The following is an 18,755-nucleotide window of genomic DNA, read 5'->3' on the forward strand; positions in this document are numbered from 1 at the left end:
ATCCATCTATCGCTCCAACCAGTTGTCCAGGCCGTACTTTTTCCCCTCGGCGTTGCTGATTACCTGTGTCCGAAGATCGCCGAAAAACACGCGCAGGCCGTCGGTTTCGGCCTGTCGCCACCACAGCAAGACTTTCTCTGAGTTTGCTTTGCCGACGTGCAGGCCGTCGTAACCGGCATGGTAGCGATTGCGCAGCACGCGCGAGACTTCCTTCAGTGCAATATTAGCGTCTTCGATTTCGCGATATTTCTGCTGCTGTTTCCAGGCGGGATTCGCAGGACCTGTGAAGCCTGCCGCTCGCAGCATCTCGTCGCGGATCGCCGCCACGTCAAACGTCTCGACACGCGAATCGACTTGTGGATACCGGTTGCAAAGCGTTGCATAGAGCTTCAACGCATCAGCAATTTGACGTGGCGCGTCCTCGCCGGTGGGAGGCGTCACGTCCGTGCAGTCCGCCGGCGGCGTTGCATCGAAGAGCCGCGGATCGAGATCGACGTTCCAGCGGAAATCGGTAAAGCGAACGACCGATGTCATTTCCTCATTCCGAGTTTCATGACCGAATTCCAGGGGGAGATCCGTTTCAGCGTCAACCCATACTTCCTGAGGTTCGATCGGCGCTCCATCCCGTGCTCCGTCGAGCGCGATGATATACCCACGTGCCGCGCGTCCTTGAACCGTTTTCGATCCCAGGTCGCGTGTCACGGTGCCGGACTTTTCGCGAATTAGCCGCAGCACATCCATGGGATAGGTCACCGAACCAGTGGCCGACAATCGCAATTCAGGCGTATGTACGAATGTCTTGCGCTTGCGGTCGAGAAGAATGCCGGGCTTTTCCGCTGGCGAGACATCGACGAAGTCCTCGAGTACTTCCTCCGTCCGCACACCGTCCGCAGGCGCCTTGTCGACCCTGACGATCGTTCGTTCATCGCGGAAAGCGCTTGGTGCTTGCCAATAAATCCGCCCCGATTCGAGGATTGCGACCGGATGTTTGGTTTTTTCGTCCACGAACTCTGCCGTCGAGGAAATTCGATAGCAGTACGATTGGACGGCGCGCAATTCGCGCGTCATGCGTTCCATGGCCGATAGATTGCGGCCCGAATTCACAGTGAGGAAGAGTATCAGTATCGCGGCCGCTGACGACAGGCCGATGCCACCTAGCGCGACCCTTTGATGTCGGCTGAGGCCGACCTGGCGAGGGGTGATCGGAGTGAATCGTCGATGTGGCATGCCTTCGTCCGCGATCTTCGACGCATGGATGACTCGGTCGAGTGTTTCCTCGGCCGAAGGCGCGGCAGGCACGCGCACATCAGCGAACGCGTCGACAATATGTTGAGCAAACGTGTCCAGGTCCGGCGATTTGTCGGCGCTCATGGTGACTGCTCCGAAATAGGCGACGGTCCATAGGTGGCGCTTAGCAGGCCTCGCAGGCCGATCGCGGCGCGATGGACGAGTACTCGCAAATGCGCTGTATTGATCTGCAATTCTTCCGCGACTTCGGCCACGCTTAATTGCTCAACGTGCCGGAGCCAGAATCTTCGGCTTGTTGAGGTGGCAGTTGAGCTAGCGCGCGTCGCACTTGCTCGATCAACTCGGTGGTTTCGACACGAACTGCGGGCGGATCGTTTGTGGCCGGCAGTGTTGCCAGGTGGAGATGCCCCGCCGAGATTTCGTCCCTTCGATAACGGTCCCGTAAACGGTCAACCGCCTTGCATGTGGCGATTCGCAGCAGGAGCGCTCGCCAGTGTCGCACTTCGCCGGTGCGCGATAACCCCAGCGCCGCCAGGAATGTCTCTTGATAGCATTCCAGGGCGTCGTCTCGATTGTCGAGCAATCGGTACGCGGTGCCCCACACCGCGTCCGAATGGACTCGAATAATCGTTTCCAGGTCATTCATGAACCGACTTGCCGTATCACTTTTGGCTTCCACTGTCTGTTCTTAATAGTCGCTCGATTCGTCGCGTCGTTACAGCCCACGGAAAAATTCTCGAAAAATGAGAACATCGGCGCGTCATTGAACCGCCAGCAGGAAAAGACCGGCACGCACGCCCCCCTGGTGGACGTCGGGGTTACAAGGCACCATAGTAGGTCCTCTGGGGCCAAACCGCTGACACCCGGGCCGGAGCCGCTGACCCCTGATTTTCGATCCACCGACCCGAGACCACCAGACGCCCCGAATGACTGACGAACCCTCTTCCACGTTTCCGAACGACACTCTCGCCGCGGCGCTCGCGCGCCATTCCCTGGAGTTGCCTGCCGAACAAGCGGCGCAAGTCGATCGGTATTGCCGACTGGTGTGGGATTGGAACGAAAAGCTGAACCTGACGCGGCATACCGACTACGAAAAGTTCGTCGCGCGCGATCTCGTCGATACGCTCGAGTTTTCGAAGCTGCTGCAAGCCGGCGATCGCGTCCTCGACGTCGGCACCGGTGGTGGTGTGCCGGGCATCGTGCTGGCGATCATTCGGCCGGACGTGCATGTGACACTTTCCGAATCGATCGGTAAGAAGGCGCGGGCGGTCGAAGAGATAGTTCAGGTGCTTGCGTTACCAACCGTTGTCCACCACGGTCGGGCCGAAGAGTTGCTTGCGCGAGCGAAGTTTCAGGCGCTGTTGGTACGGGCCGTCGCACCGCTGGTGAAGCTGCTCACCTGGTTCGCGCCGTTCTGGGGTTCCTTCGAGCGGCTGCTGGTCATCAAAGGCCCGGCCTGGGTCGACGAGCGGCTTGCAGCTCGCGAGGCGGGTGCGCTCAACGGCCTGCAACTGCGCAAGCTGGCGTCTTGGCCTTTGCCGGGCACGCACTCGGAGAGCGTGCTGCTCGAGGTTCGGCCGCGCGGGACCTGACCGAGGTCGACGACGTAACGAACGGGCATGCTTATCCGTCGCAGACGGATAAGCATGGCACACTTCCGGTCGCGTCGATTTTGAACTGCCGTCGGGTTTGTTAGCCCTGCTCGCGTTCGAAGACGCGGCGCAGGATTCTGGAAACCGCGTCGTAAATCAACGGGTCGTTCGAGGCTCGTGGTCCGGCGACATTCAGGATTGCCGGACGAATCTCGGTGAGCCAGGCAGTGATCGAGCGGGCCGCAACCGTTTCGTCACTCGTCGCCAGGTCGACGTACAAAGCCGGCTTCTGGTAACTCGCGGCCAATCGAGCCGTTAACGCCGTTCCACCGGTCGGTTCGCCGTGAGAGAAGATCAGCGTGGCGTCGGTGTCACGGACATTCCACTCGGTGCGGAGGGGGACCTGCGGCGAATCGGTTTCACGCATCTGATAGCAGGCTGCGAGCACGCCATCTTCGGCCCAGCGACCCTGGGGTACCCAGCCACCATGGGCGATGCTTAGGTCGATGGCTACGTCGAGTGCGGCGCGATCGGCCCCCGATTGTCCGCCGGAGACGAGCTTAATGACCGATAGAGACATGAAGAGGAACTACGTTTGTCAGGAACGCTCGCTGGAAAGCGTAAATGCCATTGATGGAAATACTACCTTGCCAGGATTGTCGATTTTCGGCATCGCGATGCTAGCAGGCTGGTTTGCTTAATCAGCTACTGCGCAAATGCGCTATTGGCTGCTGAGAGGAAAAGTGATCGCGCTATCGGGCCGCGGATTCGCGCAACATTACAATTGACCATCTGGTGAGAAGCCGGTAGAATCCCCGCTCGAAACTGGGGCACCCGCGCGCCCACTCGCCATCATCAGGATTCGTTGATACTTGTGCGTCGGGACAAATCGCTCCGTCAAGGTCGGGAACGCGTAGGATGCACGTTCACCGGACTTCGCCGGTGGTCACGGTCTTTGCACCGGCGAAGCTCAATCTTTTTTTGGAGGTCTTGGGCAAGCGCACTGACGGTTTCCATGAGATTGAAACGCTCATGGTCCCGGTCAGTCTGTGTGACACCCTAGCCTTTCAGTCGGGCTCGGACAGCGCAATAAGTTGCGACTGTCACTGGCACTACCCGCGCACGGCGCAAGGTAGTACTCGCCCGCCCGCCCAACTGGGGGACAATAATTTGGCCGTGCGCGCCGCGCGACGCCTGCGCGAGGCAGCCGGCATCGCCGCCGGCGCGACCATGCAACTGGTCAAGCGCGTGCCAATGGAAGCTGGCCTGGCCGGCGGTTCGAGTGATGCGGCGGCGGCTTTGATCGCCGGCAATGTTGCCTGGAATTTGAACTGGCCGGTCGAGCGCCTGGCCGAGGTCGCGGCCGAATTGGGGAGCGACGTACCATTCTTCCTCTCCGGCCGACCGGCTGTCTGCACCGGACGCGGCGAACATGTAACACCGCAGCGGGATCTGGCTCCGCTGCATTTTGTGATTGTCCAGCCGCCAGCCGGACTTTCGACAGCCGAGGTCTATCGGCAATGTCGTCCGGCAGCGCAGCCCCATACGGCGCAACCGCTGATCGATGCCTGGCGCGCCGGACGCGCGGCCGCGGTGGGGCAACTGATTCACAACCGACTCGAGGCGGCCGCGGACGGCATCTCGCCGTGGATCGCGCGGCTGCGCGAAGAGTTCAACAAGCTCGACTTTTTGGGGCATCAAATGACAGGGAGCGGCAGCGCCTATTTCGGCATCTGCCGCCATGCAAGACACGCCCGGCGGTTGGCGGCCGCCCTGCGGAGCCGCGGGTTCGCGCAGGTATTTGCGGTCGCCGGGCCGAACTGACCAAGGAAGAGGTTAAGGAGAACAGACGTGGAAATCACTGAAGTTCGCATCAAGCTCATGGATGAAGTGGCTGGCGAGCGACTGCACGCCTTTTGTTCGATCACGTTGGACGATTGCTTCGTGATCCGCGACTTGAAGATCATCGAGGGAACGAACGGTCCCTTCGTGGCGATGCCCAGCCGCAAGCTGACGTCGCATTGCCCGCAATGTGGTTACAAGAACCACCTGCGTGCGCAATACTGCAACCAATGCGGCCTGCGGCTGAAAGAAGATCGCGCGATCAAAGACGAGGACGGCCGGGCAAAGCTGTACGCCGATATCGCTCACCCGATCAATTCGCGCTGCCGCGAGATGATCCAGGAAAAAGTCATCCGGTCGTACCAAGAAGAGCTGCGGCAGGCCCAGCTTCCGGGCTATGTTTCGAGCTATGACGACTTCGACGAGGAGTACTCTCGTCCACCGGCGCGGAACAACACGTTCCATCCGCGCGAGCCACGGCACGAGCCGCACACCCGCCCGAAGCAGGTCGAACACACCAAGATCGAACAGGCTCGCAAAGAACCTGTCCGCGTGGAACCAGTCCGCACAGAGCATGTGCGCGTAGAGCAGGTCCGCGCAGAGCCGGCACGGGCCGAACAGGCCAAAGTCGAGCCGGCGGTCCACGAACCACGCGCGCCGCATAAGGCACCTTCACAGCAGCACGTCAACCGCCCGGTCGTCGATGAGCAGAATCGCGACGGCTTCGGCGCGGGGATTTTTTAAAATCGATTGTTTGCGAACTCGTATGCCATGCAAACTCGGGTGTCATGGCCACACTGGCCGTCAGGCATTCTGGGGATTCGTAGCCATTGGGACGCTGCAGGCGTCACATAAATTAGCCCAGGGCATCGCCCTGGGGGCGGTACGAAAGTTTCGGAAAAGCCCTGTAAGGGCGCGACAATCGACAGTAGAAAAGACACGCTACGGATTGTTTCGCCCCTACAGGGCTTTCGTCCGCAGGAAATAAAAACCCACCCACCCAGGGCGTTGCCCTGGGCTTGCTTGTTGCACACCTGCGGCGTGCTCCGTGCTACGACGTCAAACGTGTTAACGGAATGCCTTGCACGGTGCGTGATCATGGCCTCCGGGCGCTCGAGGCAATCATCTGTGAAATCTGCGGATGAATTTCGATCGACGAACACCGCGTTTAGCGGAAATATTCCACGGCGTTGCGGAAGACGCGCAAGCCGTCTCCTTCGTCGGAGCCTTCGCCGCGTGTCCAGCGCGGGTGCTGCGTGCGATCGATGTGCCGCTCGGGATGCGGCATAAAGCCACAGACACGGCCCGTGGCATCGCAGACGCCCGCGATGCCGACCGTCGACCCATTCGGGTTTTCCGGATAACTCTCGGTAGCGACGTGTGGCGCGTTTTTCGTCGCGTAGCGCAGCACGATCTGGCCGCGCGATTCAAGCTTCTTCAATACCTGTTGGTCGCGCAGGACAAACTTTCCTTCGGCATGTGCGACGGGCAGATACATGGACGTGATGCCTTGGAAGAACACGCATGGTCCGCTGGCAACTTGCAATCGCACCCAGCGATCTTCGAACTTGCCTGAATCGTTCCAGTCGAGCGTGGCGGGGGGGGCTTCGGCGGTGCCGAGATCGTCGAACAAGATGCCCGACCGCAGCAAGACCTGGAATCCGTTGCAGATTCCCAGGACGAGCTTTCCTTGTTCGCGGAAAGCGTGCAGTTGCTCGCCCAGGTGATGACGGATTTGATTGCCGAAGATGCGTCCGGCCGCGACGTCGTCGCCGTAGCTAAATCCTCCGGGGATGCAGAGGATTTGGAACTCGTCCAGTACCCGCGGATTCTCCAGCGAACGATTCACATGTAGCGTCTTCGGCGCGGCGCCTGCGCGCTCGAAAGCGTGCGCCGTTTCGACGTCGCAGTTGGTGCCGGGGGCACGCAAAATCAAGGCACGAGGTTGAGCCATAGAACAATCACCAGCGGAACGGTTGCTGCCATGCGTCTTTCAATGTCTTCCAATCGGCTGCGATCACCTGGGCGTTGCCCGTTGTCGACAGACCTGTGATCTCGAGCTTGCCGGTGCTCGTGACTTCGCCAATGCGGGCGTGCGGCACGCCGGCCAGCGCGGCTTCGAAGCGAGCGAGCGCATCGGGGCGAACTTCGCACAGGAATCGGCTGTTCGATTCGCTGAACAAGAGCGTCACGTCGGTCGGGGTCGCGCCTTGATCGTGCGGGACCTGATTGAGCGAGATTCTGGCCCCTAATTCGCCGGCGAAAACCATTTCGGCCGCGGCCGTGGCCAGGCCACCTTCGCTCAGGTCGTGACAGGCGCGAACCAATCCCGCACTGATCGCCTGGTGTAGCGCCAGGAATGTCTGGCGTGCCTCGGTGGCGTCGACGCGCGGAACGTGACCGCCCGCGGCATTCGTGACGAGCGAGAAGTGCGATCCACCGAGTTCGTCTTTGGTCAGGCCGACCTGGTACAGGACGTTGCCGGCTTCCTTCAGGTCCATCGTCACGGCGTGCGACACGTCATCGATTTGCCCGAGGGCACTGATCAAGAGCGACGATGGGATGGCGATCGATTGAGTGCCGCCGTCGGCGGTGGCGTGGCGGAATTCGTTGTTCAGGCTGTCCTTGCCACTGATGAATGGCGTGCCGAAGGCAATCGCCAGGTCGTGACAGGCAAGCGCCGCGCGAACGAGCGAGCCCAAGGTCTCGGGCTTTTGGCAATCGCCCCAGCAAAAATTGTCAAGGATCGCGATTCGTCGTGGATCGGCGCCGACGGCCACGCAATTTCGCAATGCCTCGTCGATGGCGCTGGCGGCCATGTGATACGTATCGAAATCGGCATAGCGGGGATTCATGCCGCATGAGACGACAATCCCCCGCCGCGAGGTGAGGACCGGTCGCAGTACGGCGGCGTCGCTGGGCCCGTCGTTGGCTGCTCCGACGAGCGGCTTCACGACACTGGCCCCCTGCACCTCGTGGTCGTACTGGCGAATGATCCATTCCTTGCTCGCGACATTCCACGAGCCAAGGATTTTTAATAAGTCCTGCGTGTAGTTCTGATTCGATCGATCCGGCGTGGCGAGCGCTGTTTCGGCGGGCGCTGTGTACGTCGCCTCGCGCACGACCGGGGGGCGGCCGTCGTGCAAGAACTCCATCGCCAGGTCGGCTACCGGCCGATCGTGATAGAGCAGCTTCAGGCGGCCGGTCGGCACGAAGCGGCCGATAATCGTGGCCTCGACATCTTCGGCTGCGCACAGCTTTGAAAAAGCTTCCCAATTCTCGGGGGGCACGGCCAGGACCATGCGCTCTTGCGCTTCCGAAATCCAAATCTCGCAGTACGACAGCCCTTCGTACTTCACCGGGGCGCGATCGAGCCACACTTCGGCGCCGATTTCGGCTCCCATTTCACCCACGGCGCTCGAGAAACCGCCGGCGCCGCAATCGGTGATGGCCGAGTACAGCCCACGGTCGCGGGCGGCCAAGATTACGTCAAGCAGCATCTTTTCGGTGATGGCGTTGCCGATTTGCACGGCTCCGCCCGAGATCGATTCGCTTTCGCTAGTCAACTCGGCCGAGCTGAATGTCGCGCCATGAATGCCATCGCGACCGGTGCGACCGCCGACGGCCACGATATGGTCACCGGGCTTGGCATCCTTTTCGACTTTATCGACCGGCAGCAGTCCAACGTTGCCGCAGTACACCAGCGGGTTGCCCAGGTAGCGCGGATCGAAGAACACGGCGCCGTTGACGGTGGGAATGCCCATCCGGTTGCCGTAATCGCGCACGCCAGAGACAACCCCCTTCAGCACGCGCTTGGGATGGAGCGCGCCGGCCGGGACGGCGTCGGCCGAGGTATCGGGCGGAGCGAAGCAGAAAATGTCGGTGTTGCAAATCGGCTTGGCGCCTAGGCCAGTTCCCAATGGATCGCGAATCACACCGCCGAGGCCGGTGTTGGCGCCGCCGTAGGGTTCGAGGGCCGAAGGATGATTGTGCGTCTCGACCTTGAACACCAGGTGCTGATCGTCGAGAAAACGAACCACGCCCGCGTTATCGCGAAAGACGCTGACGCACCAGTCGTCCGCGCCGAGCTGTCGACGAATTTCGACCGTGGCGGCGAAGATCGTCTCCTTGAGCATGTTCTGGAAGCTGCGCTCGCCCCGCTCGTCGCGGTAGCGGACACGACCGGCGAGCGTCTTGTGGCTGCAATGCTCGCTCCAGGTTTGTGCGACCGTCTCAAGCTCGACGTCGGTTGGCTCGCGGCCGAGCGAGCGGAAATAAGCCTTGATCGTTTGCATCTCGTCCAGGCTGAGATACAACTGCCCCTCGCGCGAGAGGCGCATCAGCGCCGGATCGTCGAGATCGATGATCTTCGTCGTGCGCAATTCGAAGTTGTACGGCGCGCCGAATTCCAACCGCTCGAAACCGAGTGGTCCGATGATGACCTGCTCGATGGCGTCGTTTGCCAATAGCTTCGAGCAGAGGCGTTCGAGCCGCTCCCCCGGCAGCCCACGCAGCCAGAACTTGCGCAGTGTGCGGACAGCCGTGGCATCGATCCCCAGATCCGCGATCGCAGTTTTTGCACTTTGGGCGACCGGATCCATCACGCCGGGCTTTGGCAGCACATGTACCACCTGGCCGGCCGCAGCTCCGGGCGGAGCCGTGACGAGCGCCGCGTCGCCGACTTGCGCGATCACCGTCCGTTCGACGATCGAATCGCTGAGCAGTTCGCGGGCGATGCGTTCGACTTGCGCGCGATCGAGCCGGCCTTCAATCAGGTAGCCGTGCGCGACCGTCGAGTCGAGCGCAGCGGTTAGTTCCAACTCGGCAGCTTCGGCGGCCAAGCGCGCAGCCGCGCGGTCGGTTTGACCGGCGGCCGGATAGATGTCAACTTCCCACAGCATCGCGCGTCCGTTTCGCGTCTTGAAGTAATGCAACCAGGGCCGGGCCGTCGTCGGTGGCCAGCGCCTGCCGAAATTTCGCCAGTGCCGCGTCGACACCGTCGAGCGTTGCCAACACATTGGCCCGATTCGAAAGTAATATATCGCGCCACAATTCGGGATCGCCGGCGGCAATCCGCGTGGTATCGATCCAGCCACCAGCCACGAGCGACAGGCTTTCGCGCGGCGTGCCCGACACAAGCGCCGCGGCCACCAGGTGTGGCACGTGGCTGGCACCGGCCACTAGCTTGTCATGTTCGGCAGGAGACATCGTTAACACCTTGGCTCCCAGAGCCTGCCACAGGGTCGTGATCGTTTGTACGTCTTCGGGCCGTGTCATGGTGCCGGGCGTGACCACGACGTTGCGTTTTACGAACAAGCCTGCCACGGCGGCGCCGGGTCCCGCTTTTTCGCCGCCGGCCAAGGGATGGCTGCCGACGAAATGCGCCTCGTGCGGTAGTTCTCGATCCAACTCGCCGACGATCGCTCCCTTGGTGCTGCCGACGTCCGTGATCAGCGCGCCAATCTTGGCGAAGCTGGCCGCGGCGACGACATCCTGCACGACGCGTCCGATGGGCGTACAGACTATGACCAATTGGGCATCGGCCAGCCCTTGCGGCAGGTCGATCGTGGTCGAGGTGCAGGCCCCCATTTGCCGGGCGACATGCAGGCTTTCCTCGCGGCGACCGATTCCGACCACGTGGCGGGCCAGCCCGAGTCGCAACAGGTCCAGCCCGATCGATCCACCGATCAATCCCACGCCGACGATGGCCACGGTATCCCACTGCGGGTGTTTACCGGCGGTGGCATTCGCGGAATGAGTCATCGCGGCGTCCGAACACTCTGCGGGGAACGGAATGCGGGTTAAACCGGCACGAAGAGCCGGCATTGTAGCAAATCGCGCGGCTTTGTGACGGGGGGCGAAAACGGCCAAAATTTGGGCCGAAAACAATGGCTTCGGGATGCGCGAACCCAGTAGCGCCAATCGCGGCTCTCTGATGATCAGCCTCGGTTAAACTAAGCCGTAGGTCCCAAACTCGATTGAGCCGAATGCAATATATCGCCCCCAGGATTCATGTGCTCCTCGCGCGACAGGCCCGCGTGGGACTTGTGTTGCGCCGCGGTCCTTCGCGTCAGGTTTGCACGCTCGCGTGGGATCGGACGAGTGACATTTTCTCGCTGGGGCAATGGCTGAAGGGAAGCATTTACGAGGATCTCAGCGACTTATCGCCTGACGGAAAGTATTTCATCTACTTCGCGCTAAATGGGCGATGGAAATCAGAAACAGGGGGAAGCTGGACGGCGATCTCGCAGGTTCCTTACCTGAAGGCGATTGCGTTGTACCGTACGAACGCGTATTGGGCCGGCGGTGGATTATTTACCAGCGACCGCACGTACTGGCTGAACAGTGACCAAAGCGAGAACCCGTTGATCCGAACGACATTGGTGTCGCGCGATCAAGACTTCGATCCAGCGACAGCTTGCGGCGGCCACGGTAATTACTTTGGGCGTCTCATCCGCGATGGCTGGACGTGCATTGAGGATTTCAAGAACGCAAAATCGGATCAGTCATTCATCTTCGAACGGCCCCTGCGACGCGGCTGGACGCTGCGCAAGATATCTCACGTTCAAATCGATCGCCCGCAAGGGAAGCGAATCAACTGGGACGAGCACGAATTGGTGCATTTCGTGAGCGGCCGTTGCGAGGCGCATCCCGACTGGGAATGGGCTGACGTTGACGAAATGCGCTTGGTTTGGGCGAGCGGAGGAAAGCTACTCGCCGGCAGGATTGACGACCAAGGTCTGGGCGCAACCGAGGTGCTCTACGACTTCAACGATATGACATTCGAGGCGATTAAGGCGCCTTATTAGCTGCGCGCCTTACGTCGGCTTCGCTTCGCAGGCCGCCGGGTTGTACCAAGGGCCGTGGCCGTCGATCAGCGCCTCGTTGGCATCGGGCGGGCCCCAGGTGTTCGGCTCGTAAACGTGTAGCGGCGTGACGTTGTTCAGGATCGGGTCGACGATCCGCCAGGCAGCCTCGACCGAGTCTTCGCGCGCAAACAGCGTCTGGTCGCCATTCAGTGCGTCGCCGAGCAGGCGTTCGTATGGCTCGCGATCCTCGGGACTTTGATGCAGCGCGTGCAACTCGACCTCTTCGCCGCGCATCTGTTCGCCGGGGACTTTGGCGCGCGTCGACAGGGCCAGCACGACTTCGGGATTCAAACGGAATCGCAGATAGTTCGACCACGACGATTCCGCGTCGCTGAGCACGGTCTGCGGCATCTTCTTCAGGATCACACGCACCTCGGTCGACGTGACCGGCATGCATTTGCCCACGCGAATGTAGAACGGGACCCCTGCCCAGCGCCAGTTGTTGATCGAGAATCGGCAGGCCGCGAAGGTTTCAACGGTCGAGTCCTTCGCCACGCCGGCTTCGTTGCGATAGCCGCGGAACTGGCCGCGCACCACGTCGTCCGGTTCGAGCGTTTTCACGGCGCGCAGGACTTTGAATTTTTCGTCGCGGATTGCTTCGGCGTCGCGGGCGCCCGGCGGCTCCATGGCGATCTCGGCCAGCAACTGCAGCATGTGATTTTGCATCACGTCGCGGATGGCGCCGGCCTCTTCGTAGAATTTGCCGCGCCCCTGCACGCCAAAGCTTTCGGCCATCGTGATCTGCACGCCGTCCAGGTAATGCCGGTTCCAGATCGGCTCGAGGATGGGGTTCGCAAAGCGGAAGTAAACCAGGTTCAGCACTGGTTCCTTGCCCAGGTAATGATCGATGCGAAAGATGCTCGACTCGGCGAAGTACTTGTGCAGGATGCGATTCAAATCTTGCGCCGAGGCCAGATCGCGCCCAAACGGCTTCTCGACCACCACCCGGGCATGGTCGGTGCAGCTGGCCGTGGCCAGCCCTTCGGCGACGCGCTCGAACAGGCTGGGCGGGATGGCCAGGTAGTGCAGCGGCCGTTTAGCGCTGCCGAGATGCTCTTTCAGCTTTTGATACGTGGCCGGATCATTATAGTCGCCGTCGACGTATTTCAAACGCTCAGAGAGCTTGGCGAACGCCGCTTCGTCGACGCCGCCAGCGTGCTCTTTGAGGCTCGCGCGGGCCCGCTCGCGTAGTTGATCGACCGTCCAGCCCGCCTTGGCCACGCCAATCACTGGCATGTCCAATACATTGTGCTGGGTCATCGCCTGCAGTGAGGGAAAGATTTTCTTGTACGCCAGGTCACCGGTGGCGCCAAAGAAGACCAAGGCGTCGGAACGTTGCGCGGGCATCAGAGTCCTCCGTTACTTGAATACCGGTTTCCAGATTTCGCTCGGTTGCCGTGGCGGGCGCATTGAGTATTTGGCAATCGCTCGTTGGTATTTCACCCTCACCCTAACGTCTCTGGTCGATAGTGGGTAGAGCGTCGGTCGAACGAGTCCTCGACGTTCCCCCTCGTCGACGCGCGAATGCGACTCTTAAATATCGACAATTACTTCCGCCTGCCAGCCCGCGTCGGTTTGCTCGACGTTTAAGGCATGATAGGTGACGGCCTTCACTTCGTGCGCCAGCACGTGACGGGCCGGGTCGAGTTGTTCGCCGCGCGCCGTGGCGGTCAGCCCATCGCTGGTCAGCCGCACGGTGAAATCGGCGAGCAGCAGCCGTTCGGTCTCGAAGACGTACAACAGCTCGCTCAGCCAATCGAACAGCAAGAAATCGGTTTGCGCGCCGGCCACCTCGAACGGCCTCTCGCGCACGGGCCGAACGTCGTCAAGGTTCGCCACTACGATCGACATCAACCCTCGCGCGGCGTCGGCGAACAGTGTTTCGAGGTCCGCCGCGATCACGCGCAAACCGAGATCGGCGGTATGTTCGAATACCTCGTACATTTTCCTGTCGCCGCTCGGAGGGCTGACATTTCGCTCCGCGACTGGTTACCGCGGCAGAATCAATTGCCAGTCGGCTTCACCAGGACGCGCCCGGCGACCTGGCCGGCCAGGATCTGCTCGACCTTCGCACCTAATTCGCCGAAGCCGATTTCGCTGGCCAAGCGCGGCAGGCAGGCCGGCTTCCAATCCGTCGCCAGATGTTGCCACAGCCGACGGCGCGTTGCCATCGGACACTCGGCCGAATCGATACCGACCAAGTTGACGCCTCGTAATATAAATGGCAACACGGTCAGCTTGAGAGCCGTTCCGCCGACTAGTCCACATGCAGCGACGCAGCCGGCCCGATCGAGCGAGCGTACGACGGTCGACAGCGTATCTCCGCCGACCGTGTCAACCGCGCCGGCCCAGCGCGTGGGCAACAGCGGCTTGTCGCTCGTGTCGTGCAATTCCTCGCGTGAAATGATTTCGGCGGCGCCCGCCATTTTCAGCAGGTCGTGGCTGGCCGGCTTACCGCTCGAGGCGACGACGTGGTAACCCATCTTGGCCAACAGCGCCACCGAGATGATGCCGACGCCGCCACTGCTGCCCGTAACGACGATCGGACCTTTTCCCGGCTCGATGCCATGATGGACAATCGCCGCCACACTTTGCGCGGCTGTAAAGCCGGCGGTGCCGTAGATCATGCTCTCGCGCAGCGTCAGTCCGGCAGGGAGGGGTACGACCCAGCCGGCCGGCACGCGCACGTACTCAGAGAAGCCGCCCCAGGTGTTTTGCCCCAGGTCGTATCCGGTGACGAGCACCTCGTCCCCTGCGCGAAACTCGGGGGACCGGCTGTCGACCACCGAACCGGCCGCGTCGATGCCGGGAATATGTGGGTATTTTCGGGTCACGCCTGGCCGGCCCGCGGCGGACAGCCCATCCTTGAAATTCAACGACGAATAGGCCACGCGAATCAGTACGTCGCCCGGGGGGAGCTCATCAATGGCTTTGTGCGTCACCGTGGCATGGGCTTTGCCTGCCTCGTCCTTGGTGACGAAATAGCAACGGAACCGATCGGGCGTCATGGTGATCTCCGCAGAGCGATAAGATGTGTCGAAGCGATGTGTCCACCGCTCAAGGTAGAAGCTGTTACGCGTCGATGCAAACTGACAGCCCGGTTACAGCCGGGGTTTCGTTGACACCCCCCCAGGGGGCCCTATAATTTCCTCGCGGAACGGATCCAGAAACATTTGACGGCGGCATCTAGGCCGCGTGACGATCTACGGAGAAAAAATCATGGCCGGCAATGTCACGGAATTCAACGACGCGAATTTTCAGAACGAAGTCATCGATAGCTCCGATCCGGTGCTTGTCGATTTTTGGGCTCCCTGGTGCGGCCCTTGCCGCATGATCGCTCCGTTGGTCGAGGAATTGGCAACGGAATACAAGGGATCGGTCAAGATCGGCAAAATCAACATCGACGACAGCCCCAGCGCCGCTACGCAGTATGGCGTCAGCAGCATCCCCACTTTGATCATTTTCAAAGGGGGAGAAGTGGTTGATCGTTTCGTCGGCGTGCAGCCGAAGAGCCGTTTGCAAGCAGCGCTCGAAGAAGCACGCGGCTGATCACGCGACGCTATCGCAAAAAGTGAAATAGAGCGCCGGTTCGCCGCGGAAACAACACGCGGTGGACCGGCGCTGTTTTTTTGCTGGCAGTGCTAGGCACGCAATCGGGGCGCGAACGCCACTGATTCGGCTGGATATCGACATCGCATCCGGCCGATCATCTGAAGGTGGCGAACTCTCGCTGCCGGCGCGGTGCATGCATTGACCGTGCCGCGCCTTTAGGCCCCCAATCTCGGCGGCCGCATGTCAGAATCGATCCAGACTCGCGCGACCACTCCGGAGCCGAAAAACGCTCTCGCGGCCATGCCTGCCGGAGCGCGTATCGATGCTGCGCACGTGCTGGGATCGGGCTCGGCAGCCCCCGCTGACCAAACGGCGCCCGTTGCCGCCGACACTCCGCCGACAGAAGTGGTCGTCCCGAGCGCTCCTGCCCTGGAATTGCTGTCGCAGATGCGCACGCAAGGGCGGCAGCTTGCGCAACTGTTGCACCAGCGTCAACAGGACCTCGATCGACGCGAATCGCAGCAGCATGCCCACGCCGCGGAACTCGAAATTCAACGCCGCGCGGCCGAGGTCTGGCTTTCGGCCCGACATCATGAGTTGGCCGAGCGCGAGGAGCAGCTCGCGGCGCGCGAACGAGAAGCCGCTGACGCCACGTCGCGTGTGTCGGCGGCCGAGTCGTATCTGGACGCGGCCCGTCGCGAGTTTGAAACCGACCTGAAACGGCGAGAAAACGAGCTGGTCCGCGACCGCCAGGAATTGGAACGCAAGCGCGAGCGTCTGGAATGTCAGGCCACGGCTCAGCGGGCCGCGCAGCATGATTTCGAAGAACGTCGCCAGCGCGAGCACGATTTTCTGGTGAGAAGTCGGCAGCAAACCGAACAGCAGCGCGCGACCAGCGCCGACGTCGCGCGCCAGGCGCTTGTTGCTTTAGAGAAGCGTCGCGTGGCCATCGAGCACGAGGCCGTGACCGTCGAGCGACGTCGGGCCGAACTAGCCGAGATCGCCCGCCGCCCCAGCCCCGAACAGATTCGCATGGCCAGGGCGAGTGCCGAACTTTCCGAACGTCTCGCCGCGCGCGAGGAGCAACTCACGCAGGCCGAGCAATTGCAAACGCTCGCCGAGGCCGAACTGCTCGCCATTCGCAGCGACCTCGACGCCGAGCGTGAGCAGTTGGCGCAAGATGCGCGTACCGAGCGGCGCCGCCAGGTCGAGCACGAGCGGCAGGCGTCTGCCGAAGTTGCCGAGCAACGCGAAGGTCTGCGACGCCAGCGACTGCAACTGGACGAACGGCAAGTGACCTTGGAGCGCATGCGCGCCGAACTCAGCGAACTGCACCAGTCCGCGCTGGAATCACGGCTCGTGGCCGAGGAGACGCTGGTTCTCTTGGCCGGCGTCGCGGCCTCGGCCGATGTGGGACGGTCGCTCGCCGAAACTCGCGCACGGTTGGCCGATCATTGGCGGCTGGCCGTCGGGCGAGTAGCTGACGAGAAGGACTCGCTCGCGCGGATGAGCGCGGAGGTCGATTTGCAAGCCAAGAAGCTCGCCGCACAGCGTGACGAAATGTCAGGCTGGGTCGAACGCCGTCAGGCGGAATTCGACCGCCAGTCCGCGGTGCTAGCCGAGCGGGAAGAAGAACTTCGCCAGCTCGAGCGCGTTCATCGCAACCAGCGCGAGGAATGGGATCGGCACCGGCTGGCCTTCGAGCAGCAGTTACGCCAGGCGATGAAGCGATTGCGCGACGAGAACCAGATCAACCGTGCCTCGGCCTGATCCGCCGTCCGAGGTTCGCCCTCTCCGCGCGCGAAGTAAGAATAAAAGCGAAGGGAGAGATGTGCGCTCTAGCGGGCTCGCGTCTTCCGGCGCGTCGTTCCCTTATCCGCGGCAACCTTGTCAGCGGTGTCGCTATCCGACGGCAGGCTGGCTTGCTTGTCTTCGGCAAAGCCTCCTTCACTAGTGGCGGTCTCGCCAGGGCTCTTGGAGGGTTCGGCCGGCGCCTCGGCAGCCAGCTTCGTCGATTCCGTGGCGATCGACATGGCTGAGCGCAACTGGTCTTCGGTGAAGTACGGATCGCTCGGGCCAACAGCATTCTCGATACGCTTCGCGGCCAGCGTGTCCCAACTCATGCCATTGTTCAAATTCCAGGCCGCGGCTTGAGCGGCGCGCTGGTCAATCTTGCCGTTTCCCAACAGCGCACATAGCTCACGTACGCCCGCCTTTGCTTTGGCGTCTTGAATTGGCATCACGCGATAGGGGATCGCCGGGCGCGGCTCAGCCTTGCCATGTTCGAGACAGACGCAGGGGACTTTGAATTTGCCAACCTTCTCGGCCGGCACGTTCATCATGCCGCCCCCCATCATGCCGCCGCCCATACCACCACCCATGCCGCCTCCCATTCCTCCGCCCATGCCGCCCCCCATCATCTGACCGCCTGCACCGCCCGGGCGTGCGCCACCACCACCCAAGCCACCACCGCCCATTTGTGCGAGCACGGGCGCCGCGGCAAACGCGGCCGGCAGTTTCACGTTGAGAGGATTCTTGGTCTTATTCGTGATCACCACGTTGGCTTGCGTGGAATCCTTCGGAATGAACTTCACGTCGATCTGGTCGGCCTTCATCGCGTCGAACATGTCGACCGAGGGATCATCGGGGTTGAACTTGCCAAAGCCGGCCTTCGTCTTCTCGGCGGCGACCGATGCATTCGTGCAGGCCACGGCGATCGACATCGCCAGGACCAAAAAAGCGGTCGCACGCACGCAGCGGGAAGCGAACTTCGTAGTGGCGGACATGACAACACCCTTCTCGACTAATTCTCGTTCCGTTCCGGAGGACGACGTCACCTGGGGGCCGGCCTCGGACGTCGCCGGGCCAGCCCGTGGGCCTTCAACTTATTGAGACTAATCCCCCAGGCCCCAAAAGCCAAGCAAAATACGCCCTATCCCGGGCGAAAACGTCGCCGCGGCGGGCCATTTTGGGTCGATACGGCGATGTCAAGAGCCGCGCGGCGGCGCCCGGCCATAAATTGGCATTCTTCCGGCATTCGCCGGTCACGACCGCCGACTTAAGGGCGGCGTAGTCGAATATTGCCTGCCTCGGGGGTTGGAAGGTCGTGCCAAGCGGTAATGCTTGCCTCGGGAAACAGATTGCACATCGTGGAAATTTCGGCCTGCGAGAACGCGTCACTATCCACGTAGATGCTTTCAATTGGCTCCGCGCCGAGATGACCCCAAAAAACAGGTAGCCGCTTTGTTCCTTCTTGAATTTCCGTCCATTCACAGTTCGGTCGATAATGCATGTTGCCCTCCCAATCAGGAGGCAATTCAATTTCGCCATGCTCCGCGATGCGCTTGAGCATGGGGCCGCGATCGCGAACGGTGTACCACTCGCTGACTAGCAATACAGCGAACAGCGCTATCGTTATTGATACGATAAACGTCGTCGCAAGTAAGAAACGAAACCAGTGGCGGTTGCGCATGCGTACCGCAGTCCTTGGTTTGGTCGGCACTATGTTTGCCTAAGAGCCTATCCGAGTACCGAACCGTTTGGCTGCAAGCATCCGTAGTGCAGGTTGAGGAGACCATTCTCGATTTGCACGGAGGTGCCTGTGGGCGATCAATCGACGTCAAAGTTTCACCACATCCCCGACGCGCTGTGG

Annotated in this window: 17 protein-coding genes; 6 read left to right on the top strand and 11 right to left on the bottom strand. The window is 61.5% G+C overall.

All coding sequences use genetic code 11. The features are described 5' to 3' along the window. Window positions 1-6: 6 nt before the first annotated feature. Together VGN12_09295 and VGN12_09300 are read right to left on the bottom strand one after the other, a co-directional pair. The gene (locus VGN12_09295; GenBank protein ID HEY4309630.1) at window positions 7-1,371 is read right to left on the bottom strand and encodes a hypothetical protein; all 1,365 of its coding nucleotides are present in this window, start codon (window positions 1,369-1,371) and stop codon (window positions 7-9) included. A 133-nt stretch (window positions 1,372-1,504) separates the two neighbouring features. Further along, entirely contained in the window at window positions 1,505-1,894 is a 390-nt protein-coding gene (locus VGN12_09300) for a sigma factor (GenBank protein HEY4309631.1), read from the bottom strand. 280 nt (window positions 1,895-2,174) lie between these two features. On the opposite strand from VGN12_09300, the gene rsmG reads away from it, so the two are divergent. Beyond that, a complete protein-coding gene (rsmG, locus tag VGN12_09305) occupies window positions 2,175-2,840 on the top strand; it encodes a 16S rRNA (guanine(527)-N(7))-methyltransferase RsmG (GenBank protein ID HEY4309632.1) in 666 nt (221 codons plus the stop codon). Between the two features lie 100 nt (window positions 2,841-2,940). On the opposite strand, the gene VGN12_09310 is transcribed toward rsmG, so the two are convergent. Continuing rightward, entirely contained in the window at window positions 2,941-3,420 is a 480-nt protein-coding gene (locus VGN12_09310; protein HEY4309633.1) for a putative molybdenum carrier protein, read from the bottom strand. Between the two features lie 338 nt (window positions 3,421-3,758). Between VGN12_09310 and ispE the strand changes: the two genes are divergently transcribed. Further along, complete coding sequence (ispE, locus tag VGN12_09315; GenBank protein ID HEY4309634.1) at window positions 3,759-4,664, top strand: 4-(cytidine 5'-diphospho)-2-C-methyl-D-erythritol kinase; 906 nt, start codon at window positions 3,759-3,761, stop codon at window positions 4,662-4,664. A 27-nt stretch (window positions 4,665-4,691) separates the two neighbouring features. After that, window positions 4,692-5,426, top strand: coding sequence for a SpoVG family protein (locus VGN12_09320; protein HEY4309635.1), 735 nt, complete (start codon window positions 4,692-4,694; stop codon window positions 5,424-5,426). Window positions 5,427-5,850: 424 nt separating this feature from the next. Here VGN12_09320 and purQ read toward each other — a convergent pair whose 3' ends face one another. From purQ to VGN12_09335, 3 genes are read right to left on the bottom strand one after another with little or no spacing between them, the layout of a single operon-like run. Continuing rightward, window positions 5,851-6,636 (bottom strand): phosphoribosylformylglycinamidine synthase I, encoded by a 786-nt coding sequence (gene purQ, locus VGN12_09325; GenBank protein HEY4309636.1) that lies wholly within the window; start codon window positions 6,634-6,636, stop codon window positions 5,851-5,853. Between the two features lie 7 nt (window positions 6,637-6,643). Further along, the gene (gene purL, locus VGN12_09330; GenBank protein HEY4309637.1) at window positions 6,644-9,583 is read right to left on the bottom strand and encodes a phosphoribosylformylglycinamidine synthase subunit PurL; all 2,940 of its coding nucleotides are present in this window, start codon (window positions 9,581-9,583) and stop codon (window positions 6,644-6,646) included. Beyond that, a complete protein-coding gene (locus tag VGN12_09335; GenBank protein ID HEY4309638.1) occupies window positions 9,567-10,445 on the bottom strand; it encodes a prephenate dehydrogenase/arogenate dehydrogenase family protein in 879 nt (292 codons plus the stop codon). The genes purL and VGN12_09335 overlap by 17 nt, the downstream gene beginning before the upstream one ends. Before the next feature lie 224 nt (window positions 10,446-10,669). Here VGN12_09335 and VGN12_09340 point away from each other — a divergent pair, with 224 nt between their 5' ends. Next, window positions 10,670-11,491 (top strand): hypothetical protein, encoded by an 822-nt coding sequence (locus VGN12_09340; GenBank protein HEY4309639.1) that lies wholly within the window; start codon window positions 10,670-10,672, stop codon window positions 11,489-11,491. Window positions 11,492-11,500: 9 nt separating this feature from the next. Here VGN12_09340 and zwf read toward each other — a convergent pair whose 3' ends face one another. The 3 genes from zwf to VGN12_09355 form a co-directional block, all read right to left on the bottom strand. Further along, window positions 11,501-12,898: a glucose-6-phosphate dehydrogenase gene (zwf, locus tag VGN12_09345; GenBank protein ID HEY4309640.1), complete on the bottom strand. Its 1,398-nt coding sequence runs from the start codon at window positions 12,896-12,898 to the stop codon at window positions 11,501-11,503. Window positions 12,899-13,084: 186 nt separating this feature from the next. Further along, a complete protein-coding gene (locus tag VGN12_09350; protein HEY4309641.1) occupies window positions 13,085-13,495 on the bottom strand; it encodes an archease in 411 nt (136 codons plus the stop codon). Between the two features lie 59 nt (window positions 13,496-13,554). Then, complete coding sequence (locus VGN12_09355) at window positions 13,555-14,559, bottom strand: YhdH/YhfP family quinone oxidoreductase (GenBank protein ID HEY4309642.1); 1,005 nt, start codon at window positions 14,557-14,559, stop codon at window positions 13,555-13,557. A 211-nt stretch (window positions 14,560-14,770) separates the two neighbouring features. Here VGN12_09355 and trxA point away from each other — a divergent pair, with 211 nt between their 5' ends. Further along, complete coding sequence (gene trxA / locus VGN12_09360) at window positions 14,771-15,100, top strand: thioredoxin (protein ID HEY4309643.1); 330 nt, start codon at window positions 14,771-14,773, stop codon at window positions 15,098-15,100. A gap of 243 nt (window positions 15,101-15,343) precedes the next feature. Continuing rightward, window positions 15,344-16,873 (top strand): hypothetical protein, encoded by a 1,530-nt coding sequence (locus VGN12_09365; protein HEY4309644.1) that lies wholly within the window; start codon window positions 15,344-15,346, stop codon window positions 16,871-16,873. Between the two features lie 68 nt (window positions 16,874-16,941). On the opposite strand, the gene VGN12_09370 is transcribed toward VGN12_09365, so the two are convergent. After that, window positions 16,942-17,889 carry a hypothetical protein gene (locus VGN12_09370; protein HEY4309645.1) on the bottom strand — a complete coding sequence of 316 codons (948 nt, stop codon included), beginning with the start codon at window positions 17,887-17,889 and terminating at the stop codon, window positions 16,942-16,944. A 272-nt stretch (window positions 17,890-18,161) separates the two neighbouring features. Beyond that, complete coding sequence (locus VGN12_09375) at window positions 18,162-18,575, bottom strand: hypothetical protein (GenBank protein HEY4309646.1); 414 nt, start codon at window positions 18,573-18,575, stop codon at window positions 18,162-18,164. Window positions 18,576-18,755 lie beyond the last annotated feature (180 nt).

Source organism: Pirellulales bacterium (genome assembly GCA_036499395.1).
Lineage (GTDB): Bacteria > Planctomycetota > Planctomycetia > Pirellulales > JACPPG01 > JACPPG01.